Source organism: Pseudomonadota bacterium, from assembly GCA_030860485.1.
Taxonomy (GTDB): Bacteria; Pseudomonadota; Gammaproteobacteria; order JACCXJ01; family JACCXJ01; genus JACCXJ01.
This window is the reverse complement of record JALZID010000109.1, coordinates 1-9,631: the sequence shown is the minus strand read 5'-3', so window position 1 is coordinate 9,631 and position 9,631 is coordinate 1. Positions and strand designations below refer to the sequence as shown.

General features: G+C 61.7%; 7 protein-coding genes and 2 pseudogenes. 7 read left to right on the top strand and 2 right to left on the bottom strand.

Features of this window, described 5'->3' with window-relative positions:
- The 3 genes and pseudogenes from M3461_06485 to M3461_06475 all read left to right on the top strand — a co-directional run bounded on the left by M3461_06485 (position 1) and on the right by M3461_06475 (position 2,356).
- A pseudogene (locus M3461_06485) lies at positions 1–794 on the top strand (isopenicillin N synthase family oxygenase).
- Positions 795–1,082: 288 nt separating this feature from the next.
- Positions 1,083–1,634, top strand: a complete 552-nt coding sequence (locus M3461_06480) for a Uma2 family endonuclease (protein ID MDQ3774024.1) — start codon at positions 1,083–1,085, stop codon at positions 1,632–1,634.
- Positions 1,635–1,936: 302 nt separating this feature from the next.
- Positions 1,937–2,356 (top strand): hypothetical protein, encoded by a 420-nt coding sequence (locus tag M3461_06475; GenBank protein ID MDQ3774023.1) that lies wholly within the window; start codon positions 1,937–1,939, stop codon positions 2,354–2,356.
- Positions 2,357–2,374: 18 nt separating this feature from the next.
- Here the strand turns inward: M3461_06475 and M3461_06470 are convergent, their stop codons facing one another.
- The gene (locus M3461_06470; GenBank protein MDQ3774022.1) at positions 2,375–3,619 is read right to left on the bottom strand and encodes a lipoprotein-releasing ABC transporter permease subunit; all 1,245 of its coding nucleotides are present in this window, start codon (positions 3,617–3,619) and stop codon (positions 2,375–2,377) included.
- Between the two features lie 342 nt (positions 3,620–3,961).
- Complete coding sequence (locus M3461_06465) at positions 3,962–4,924, bottom strand: hypothetical protein (GenBank protein MDQ3774021.1); 963 nt, start codon at positions 4,922–4,924, stop codon at positions 3,962–3,964.
- Positions 4,925–6,082: 1,158 nt separating this feature from the next.
- On the opposite strand from M3461_06465, the gene M3461_06460 reads away from it, so the two are divergent.
- From M3461_06460 to M3461_06445, 4 genes and pseudogenes are all read left to right on the top strand, one after another.
- Positions 6,083–6,298: a CsbD family protein gene (locus M3461_06460; protein MDQ3774020.1), complete on the top strand. Its 216-nt coding sequence runs from the start codon at positions 6,083–6,085 to the stop codon at positions 6,296–6,298.
- A gap of 1,659 nt (positions 6,299–7,957) precedes the next feature.
- A pseudogene (locus M3461_06455) lies at positions 7,958–8,126 on the top strand (CsbD family protein).
- A gap of 40 nt (positions 8,127–8,166) precedes the next feature.
- Entirely contained in the window at positions 8,167–8,655 is a 489-nt protein-coding gene (locus tag M3461_06450) for a CreA family protein (GenBank protein ID MDQ3774019.1), read from the top strand.
- An 87-nt stretch (positions 8,656–8,742) separates the two neighbouring features.
- The coding region (locus tag M3461_06445) for a hypothetical protein (protein MDQ3774018.1) at positions 8,743–9,631 on the top strand (889 nt) is incomplete at its 3' end.

Genomic DNA, 9,631 nt, shown 5'->3' with positions numbered 1-9,631 from the left:
GAGAGGAAGCTCGAGATCCGCATGGGCTTGGGCGGTCGGGCGTGGCGCGGGTATTTCCCCGTCGGCGGTGAGCTGACCTCGGGCAGGCCCGACCTCAAGGAAGGCCTCTATTTCGGCGCGGAGCTCGACGACGATCACCCCCTCGTCAGGACCGGCACGCCGATGCACGGCCGCAATCTCTTTCCCTCCCGGATCCCGCTCTTCCGCGAGACCGTGCTCGATTACATGGTGGCCATGACCGCCCTCGGACACCGGCTGATGGAGGGCATGGCCTTGAGCCTCGGCCTCCTACTTCGCCGATCGGTACACCAAGGACCCACTGGTCTTGTTTCGGATCTTCCACTACCCGCGCGATACACGACCGGCCGAGGATGAGCCGTGCTGGGGTGTCGGAGAGCATACCGACTACGGGGTCCTGACCATCCTGAAACAGGACGCTGCAGGGGGGGCTGCAGGTAAAGTCCCGGTCGCGCTGGATCGCTGCGCCTCCCATTTCCGGCACCTTCCTGTGCAACATCGGGGACATGCTGGATCGGATGACGGGTGGGAGGTACCGCTCGACGCCACACCGGGTGTCGAGTCCGACCGAACGCGAGCGGCTCTCGTTTTCGTTTTTCTTTGATCCCAACTTCAATGCCGAAGTCCAGTCCATCGAAGTGGGCGGGGTGGTGAGGGACGACAAGCACGAACGCTGGGACCGGGCCAGCGTACACGAGTTCTCCGGGACCTATGGTGAGTATTTGCTGGGCAAGGTATCGAAGGTCTTTCCGGAACTGGAGCAGTCAGTATTATGACCTGACCAATGGATCGCGCAGTACGCGTTCCTGTTTTGCCACCCCACGGCACCTCAAAGGTCCTCGACCGGGCCACCCACCGTGAAGTGGTAGACGCTGCCAGTCCATCGAGGCGGTCCCAAAGGCTTGGTGGACCGAATCGTCGAAGCAACAGCCGAACCCGGTCGGTGGCCAACCCTCGGTTATCATGACAACCTCCCCAGCGTGGGGGCGGGACTCCCCAGGTTCTTCCAGATCGGGCGCGAGCCACTTGTTTCATGTCGGCCATGGGACTATGTTGGAGTTGTCATGAGCACCCTTCCCAAGCCTCATCGTTGGACGCGCGAGCAGTATGAGCGTGTGGTGCGGCTCGGGGGCTTCGAGCCCGACCAACGCCTGGAGTTGATCGATGGGGAGATCGTGGATATGGCACCTCAGAACGAACCGCACGCGGTGGCCCTCTGCCTCCTAGACGAGGCCTTGCGCCGTGCGTACGGAGACGGCTATGTTGTCCGCATCCAATCTCCCCTGGCCCTGGACGCCGGCTCGGCACCCGAGCCCGATCTCGCAGTCGTCCCGGGCAGGCCGCGGGATTTCCTCGCGAGCCACCCGAGCTACGCCGTCCTCCTCGTGGAGATCGCCGACACCACCCTCGCCTACGACCGCTCCACCAAGCGGGTGCTTTATGCCCGGAATGCGGTCCCGGAATACTGGCTGGCCAACCTCGTCCAGGGCGTGCTCGAGGTCTACCGCAACTCGCAAGGCTCGGACTATCTTGAGCACCGTATCCTAAGAAAGGGCGAAACGCTCGTGCCGAACGGTGCGATCCGGGCGGTCGCGGTCGCCGATCTCCTGCCTTGAGCGCGCTTGAGCGGCGACGATGTAGGGGGGCGCCGCGCCCATGCGCGGAGGGTCTGCCGCAATTCGGGGTCCAGGGTCGGTCTCCAGGTATGTGAGTCGCGGTGCGAAGATCATACGCTCAGCGCTCCGGATGGGTCACGGTTTGTCGCGGTTTACCCGGCCTCGGCTTCGCTCGGACTTGCGTGTCTGCGTTCCAGGGCTACACTGAACAACAAGAAGCGCCGTAGAGCAAGGCGAATCCGAAAGCGGAGGAGAGCACCGTCCCGTCGTACACCGGTCGTGAAGCCGTGAGGAACGAAAACATGTCGGACACCGTACGAAAGGTCAATTACTACTCTATACAGATTTCCAACAAGCCCGGAGAGGCCTTCAAGGTGCTCTCGGCCCTGGCGAGCGCCGGGATCGACTTGCTCGCCTTCACCGGCTTTCCGCGCGGGCGCCGCTCCCAGATCGATGTTGTCCCCGAGGACGGGCCCAAGTTCAACGCGGCGGCACGAAAGGCGGGATTCGCGTTCAACCCGAAGAAGACCGGCTTCGTCATCCAGGGTGACGACCGGCCGGGGGCGCTCGCGGACGACATGAAAGCTCTCGCCGAGGCCGGCGTGAACGTTACCGCCGTCGATGCCGTGTCTGCCGGTGCCGGCCGCTACGGCGCCATTCTGTGGGTGAAACCGGAAGACGTGAAGAAGGCTGCGAAGCAGCTCGGCGCCAAGGGGAAGTGAGGCGCGGGGCGGCGTGATCTATTCGTGCCGCAACGTCTCTGCCGGCTGGGAGCGCGCGGCACGCCACGACGGATAGAGCGTCGCCACGATCGACAGCGCGAAGGCGGTAAGCCCGGTCCCCAGGATGTCGGACCAGCGCACCTCCGAAGGCAGCTCGCTCAGGTAATAGATGTCCGGCGGGAACAGCTTGGTCTGCAACATCGCCTCGAGCGTGGGCGCGATGGTCGTGATGTGAGAGGCGAGCCAGGCCCCTGAGAGGACCCCGATGAGGGTCCCGGCGAGGCCGATGACCGTGCCCTGGACCATGAAGATGGCCATCACCCCGCCGGGCGTGAATCCCAGGGTCTTCAGGATGGCGATGTCGGCCTCCTTGTCCTTAACCACCATGAACAGCATCGAGACGATGTTGAAGGCGGCCACCGCGATGATCAGGGTGAGGATCACCGACATCATGGTCTTCTGGGACGCGAGCGCCCGGAAGAAATTGACATGCTGCTGGGTCCAGTCCGTGGCCCGGTAGCCCGCCGGTAGGGCGCGCAGCACCTCTTGGGCGACTTTGGGCGCGGCCATCACATCGGCGATCTTGAGCCTCAAGCCAGAACGACCGCCGGTCGAGCCGAAGGCATCCAATGCATCCTCGAGATGGAGGAGGGCGATCTTGGCGTCGTACTCATGCATGTCCATCCTGAAGATCCCGGCCACCGTGAGCTGCCGAAACGCCGGTAGTATCCCGCCGCGCCGCTCGGGACTTGTGTGCGGGACGACCACCGTGAGCTTGTCGCCGAGACCGGCGCCGAGGGCCTCGGCCAGAGCGTAGCCGAGGATGATGCGGTCCCGGCCGGGGACGAGGTCCGAGAGCCGGCCCTGCTGCATGCGTTCGGCCAGGATCGAGACCTTGGGCTCTTCCTCGGGCAGTATGCCGTCGATCAAGGCGCCTTGCACCTTCCCCGAGCGGATCAGCATCCCCTCTATCCACAGGAAGGGGGCGACCCCGACGATCTCCGGTTGCGTCCCGAGCGCCTGAGCCGTCGACCGCCAATCCTGCAACGGCCCGCCATAGAGCGAGATATGCGCGGTCATGCCGAGGATGCGATCGCGCAGTGTGCGCTCGAAGCCGCTCCAGATTGACAAGGCCGTGATCAGCACCATGACCCCGAGCGCCAGCCCGAAAACCGACGTCAGGGAGATGAAGGACACGAAGTGATTGCGCCGCTTGGCGCGCGTGTAGTGGAGACCGATGTAGAGGGCGAGCGGACGGAACATGGGTATCGCGAAGGATATCGGATCCGGGGCCGGGCGGCTGCCCCCGTCGCGTACCATCCCGATTATGCACGCCCCCGCCGCGGTGTCCGACGCCGCCTCGACGCCCGACACCATGGCGGAGAACCGCCACGCTCGGCCCCATGGGAATGGCGGCGAATTGGACGTGGTCCGTTGCCCGCCCCTTCGTGAATCTGAGGATAATTTTAGGCGTCTATCCGGCGCTAAGTTTGTGGAATGCTGGGAGCCCGCCGCCGGCAATGCGAGCATTGCTGCTCGCATTGCCTGTCATTGCTTACACGGACTCAATGAAAAAACCGTCCACGGCCATGGGACCGCTACGGATCAACCTCCTCCCTGGTTTTCCTCCGCCATCCCTGTGATCTTGTCCCTGATGGACTTGGCATAGGTTTGACACTGTTCCCAAACGGTAGGGTCCCTCTTCAGAGCGTCACACTCTTGCTTTAGCGTTCCGTACTGCCGACGCGCAAGTTCTTGATAGTATTCGACACTATCCATGTGCTCCTCTTCCGCTCCGGTCGATCCGGTCGTTGACCCTGTTTGCTGGCTGGACGAGCCCTGCGGGCTTGGGGTAGGGTAATCTCTAACTTCTGCTGTACCTTGACCCTGTGTCCCTCCGCTCTGGAACTGCTGGCTCGCTGATTGGCCCTGCGGCTGCTGGCCGAAATTCCCACCTTGGAACGATCCCTGGCCAGATTGCCCTTGTTGACCCTGGAATTGCTGGCCTTGAGTAAGTCCTTGCTGTCCCGCCTGGCCACCCTGTCCGCTGCCTGCGCCCGGGCTCTCCCGGTTAAAACTTGCCTGCAGCCCTTGGCCAGCACCCTGTTGGGCTCCCTGGCCTTGCTGCCCGGCGCCAGTTTGGCCCCCGCCTCCTTGGCCCGGCGAGGCGAGGCCCCAATCCACAAGCTTTTCTTTGACGACTGAAGTCACCTTTTCGATGGGCCCTTGCTTCTGTCCCGATTGACCCGGTTGATTGGAAGCGGAACCTTGCGACCCTTGCCCCGCCTGCTCCGAGCCTTGGGCGAGCAGATTGTCGCGCGTCGCTTTGGCCTTCTGCAGGCAAGGTTCATAGCTTTGTGGTTGGTTATACTTCAGCGTATCGCATTCCTGCTTCTGGATCTCGTATTCCCTCGTCCCCCGCTGCATGTTATACGATTGCTGGTCCATCGTGTCTTCGCTAGTTCCCATGGGTTGCTGGGCCAGCGCTTCCGGAAGAGAGAGGGCAGCAACGCCCACAATTGCCCCTATCGCACTGGCTCTAGCCATTCCGTATTTCAACTTTGACATAGATTCCTCCACGAAATGTTATTTAACATTTGGAGCGGCAGCGTATCGCTACCGCATCCCCATCACGCGTACCTACGCTCGCGGAATCTGGCACAAGAGGCTTCTTCTCCGCGTGGAGTCGAGTATAGCGCGATGAAGCTCCCGCGTCCGCATGGGCATGCCCCAGGCCCCTCTCTCCCAATGGCCGCGAGCCGTGCACGATATCCCTGTTAGAGAGCACCCCCCGTGGACCGCCCCTCCTCGCCGCATAACACCACGGCCTCCGGAGATGGTCTAAGTCTATCAAGCGAAGACGCCATGTCAAGCACCCGGACGGCTCGATGTCGTGCCCGGCGCCAGCCGGCGCCGGGGGTATCCTGCCAATGAATCCTCAAGCTTTCAAGTAGATACACACACTACGCGCGTAAGCCGGTGCGAGCATGCCCGGCGGGGTTCCGGGGGAGCCGGCGCCCGCCGGCAAGGGCGGCCTCTCGCACGGGCAGGATCAACCATCGATGCTACGGCGGACGCGACATTAGCTAGTCGCGTCTCGCCTCGATCTGCTCCATCCTGGCCTTGCTCAAGCGCCATGCCGAAACAAAATAGGATAATCATCCGGTTGCTCGTACCGCCGAGATCAATGGTTGTAAGAGATACCGACATCGCTCATGACATCGGTAGAATCTGCAGGAGCCGCGTGGTGGAGCGCCGTTCATTTATAAATAAGCACAACCGCTTCGACTTCATGGCTAAGGCCGACAGGCTGCTAGGCAAGCTGAACGGGACGCGAGTCGCCAGTCACCGCATATTTGTGCTGCGGCGCAATGCACCCCGCATCTGCGCTACTCCCCTTCAGAAACCTGAATGCTTGCTAACAGAACCCGCCGCAAGCGGCGGGGTATGAGCGATTTATGTACGTTTACCGACCCATTAGCAACCTTCCCGACCCCGGCGCCCGCCCACCCCCAACGTGAAGGCAGAGTATCGTAGCACAATCTACATGCCGATCGGCATTGTTTACTGATTAGCCCTATCTAGCAAGTCTGGCAAGCGCTGTAGTGACTGGGCTATGTCATCAAATTGCAAGGACATTTATCCATAACGCCGGCCCTGGCACACAGCTTGACGTTAAATTTGGGGTGTGCCGGTTGGGCGGGGCGCCATCAGAAACCAACATTTTTGAACAGGGGGACAGACAATCAAGTCAAGGGTAATTGGAAGCAGCTGAAGGGCAAGGCCCAGCAAACGTGGGGTAACTTAACCGATGATGAGCTCGACGTCATCGAAGGGAAGCGGGAGGAACTCGTCGGGCGGCTGCAGGCCAAGTATGGCTATACGAAAGAAAAGGCCGAGCAAGAGGCAGACAGTCTGGAGTCAAAAGCTGTGATTGGGTAGGCCTTACACACAAACCGGGAGGTGCCGTTTCCGCGGCCATGGAGGCACATGCTGCCAAGGTTGCGGCAACCCAGTCGCTCGCGGCGGCGAGGCGGGGGAACCCTCCGATCCGTCCGCGACAGGGAGTACGCTCGCCCGCCGGGAGGATGACCGCGGGTGCCGTGGTCAAGGCGGCCGGATCCTAGTTGCATATCTGAGCGCAGCAAACTGCCGCCGACCACTTTCACACCGCCCAATCACCGCCCGGCCCGGGCGACGATACATTGCCTGTTGACAACTAGTTCCTATCATTCCGCTGCCTAGGCCTGACGCGCTCATCTGTTCGACTGCACACATACAACCGTTCTCGCCGTCGGAATCCCGCCAGGCAGCACGTGCGTGGGATCGCCGATCCTGCATGCACCCGTTACCAAAGGAGAATCGCGATGAGTAAATATTTATTGGGCTGGCTTTTGGGCGTCCCGGCGATCGTGCTGGTCATCATCTATCTCATATTTAACTAGAGAATCGCCGTTGCGCTACTTACGTTGAATATGAATCGAGCTTATTGGCTGGGTATCCGCCGCGATCCTGTTGCTAACCATCAGCCGGCAGGTATTCACCCAGTGGCGTGATCGCAGCACCCAAGGCCTCTCGAGGTGGCTCTTCGCGGGGCAAATCGCGGCTTCGAGCGGTTTCGTCGTTTACAGATAGATGCTGGCCAATTGGGTGTTCGTGACCAATAATTCTGATGCTGGCGACCGCCGGATGTGGCCGGATTCCTCCTCGCGAACAGGCGGGGCGAAGAGACAGGCAGGTAAGGAAAGCTCCGAAGAATTGGTCCCGGCGGCGGCGGCGCCGGCAAATCGCCCTCAATCGTCGCGCCGCCAGCGTTCTCGCCTGCAGCCGATCATGCCGTCCTCCCGACCTCAGCCGCGGTCGTCAACCCAGGCTTGCGCCATGGGATAGCGAAATTCCCAGAATTTTGAACCAACTGGCTGTCTGAGGCAAACCCGCGCACGTTGCTAGCGCCAGCTCATGCCGGCGAGCCGGCCTGGCGCGCGAACGAACAGTAGCGCTAGTGCAGCGCTTGTACCTGCGCCCTGCGCAGCGACTATGCGCCGTTGCGCTGTCCCACGCGTGCGACCTGAATTTCTTCCGGCCCGAATCGACCACGAGCACGCACCGCATTGACCTCGGATCGAAACAGGCTGGAGCCCGAGTGGACGATGATGCACCGGCAGAGACAGCGATCTCTACGTCGAGCTGAGCGAGCCCCTCACCGAGGCCGCCTGGTCCGCATTGCGCTTCAATGGCACCCTGCAGCAAGGCTTTGGAGCTCAACGTATCGACGTCATCACCCGCGGCCCGAGCGAACCGCTGAAACCGATCGATGAGACGGCCAAGCGATCCGGTGTCGCTCTGTGAACGACCTCGCGAGGACCCGAGGCGCGCCCAAGCCCCTCATGCTGCAAGTACTCTATGGGATCGGTAATTTGTTCCCTATGTAGCGAGTATAGTCAGGCCCGTCAGTGCCTCGGTGATTACACTCTCGCATTGATAAAGATGACAATCGCGCCCCGCGCCGGTGCTGGCGCCGTTGTTGAAGTTATCCCGTTTGTCCGCGCCAAGCTCGGGTCTGTATGGTTAACTTACATCAATGTCCAAACGGAGGACACCATGAACTGGGATCAAGGCCAAGATAGCTGGAACCAAGTCAAAGGCAAGGTCAAGCAGATGTGGGGTGACTTAACGGACGATGAGCTCGATACGATCGCCCCGAAGCGGGATGAATTGATCGGGCGGCTGCATCAAGTATGGCATCAGCAAGGAGAAAGCCCGGGAACAGGCAGACAGCTGGATCAGAAAGCTATGCTTCGGGGTCGGATATGAAAGCGAACAGGTGGACCGGCTTGGCCCTCTTGTGCGCGCTTCCGGTGCACGCCGAAGAACTCGGCTGCCTCTCGACCACGTTTCGGTTTCTTGGCGCTAACGACAAGGTGTGCGTGGAGGTCTTCGATGACCCCAAGGTCCCGGGGGTCTCCTGTCACATCAGTCAGGCCCGCACGGGCGGCATCACAGGGCCGTTAGGGCTCGCGGATGACCCTTCGAGATTCGGCATCGCGTGCCAGCAAACCGGCCCCATCGCCCTGTCGGCGGAGCTCGAGGACGAAGAGGAGGTGTTTAGCGCGGATACCTCGATCTTGTTCAAGGAAACCCAGGTGCATCGACTCTACGATCGGAAGCGCAATGCCCTGGTGTATATGGCCATCAGCACCAAGATCGTCAAAGGTTCCCCGATGAACTCGATTTCGACCGTGCCCATTATGCGCTGGAATAACTCGGTAGAGCCGCGCGTTTCGAGAACGAACCCATGAAATCAACTTTCTTGATCACTCGCGCGGCACCGCCTACCTCCACGGAAAGCGGCTCGCGGTCGATGCGCGGAGACGCGGCATCCCGGAATGCCGGCGTTGCTTAGCTCCGCCATAACTACGCCCGTCGCGATCATCATCAATGACGCCGCGGGATCGGACACGACCGGGGAGGCGCGGGCGCGCATTGCGGAAGCGTTCCACAATCTCGGCGCCGAGGCGCGTTTCTTGATTGCGGGAAACGGGGAGGAGATTGTAGATCTGGCACGCCGCGCGGCTGCCGAGGACGCCGGCCCAGTGGTCGCCGCAGGCGGGGATGGGACGGTCAGCGCCGTGGCGTCCGTCCTTATCGAGACCGATCGCACGCTCGGGGTGCTGCCGCTCGGGACGCTCAATCACTTCGCCAAGGATCTCAATATTCCGCTCGCCGTGGGCGACGCCGTGCGCACGATCGTCGGGGGTACGGTGGCGCAAGTGGATGTCGGGGAGGTCAATGGCCGGTTCTTTCTCAACAATTCGGGTCTCGGACTCTATCCGACGGTCGTACGCCATCGCGAGAAGCTGCAAGATCGCCTGGGGCACGGCAAATGGCCGGCGTTCCTGTGGGCAGCGCTCTCCGTGCTGCGCCGCTACCCCTTCCTCGTGGTGCGCGTGAACGCAGACGATCACGAATCGGTGCGGCGCACTCCGTTCATCTTCATCGGCAACAACGAATACGAGACCGAGGGATTCGAGGTCGGCACCCGCAAACGCCTCGATGCGGGACGGCTATGTGTCTACATGGCACGCCGTACCGGGCGCGTTGGGCTCCTGCGCTTCGCTCTGCGCGCCCTCGCCGGCACGTTGCGAAACGAGAAGGATTTCGATGCGCTCCGCACCGAAGAGGTCTGCATCGAGACGAAGCGCAAGCGCGTGCACGTCGCTACAGACGGTGAGGTCACCCTGATGCCCACCCCGCTCCATTACCGGGTTCGCCCCG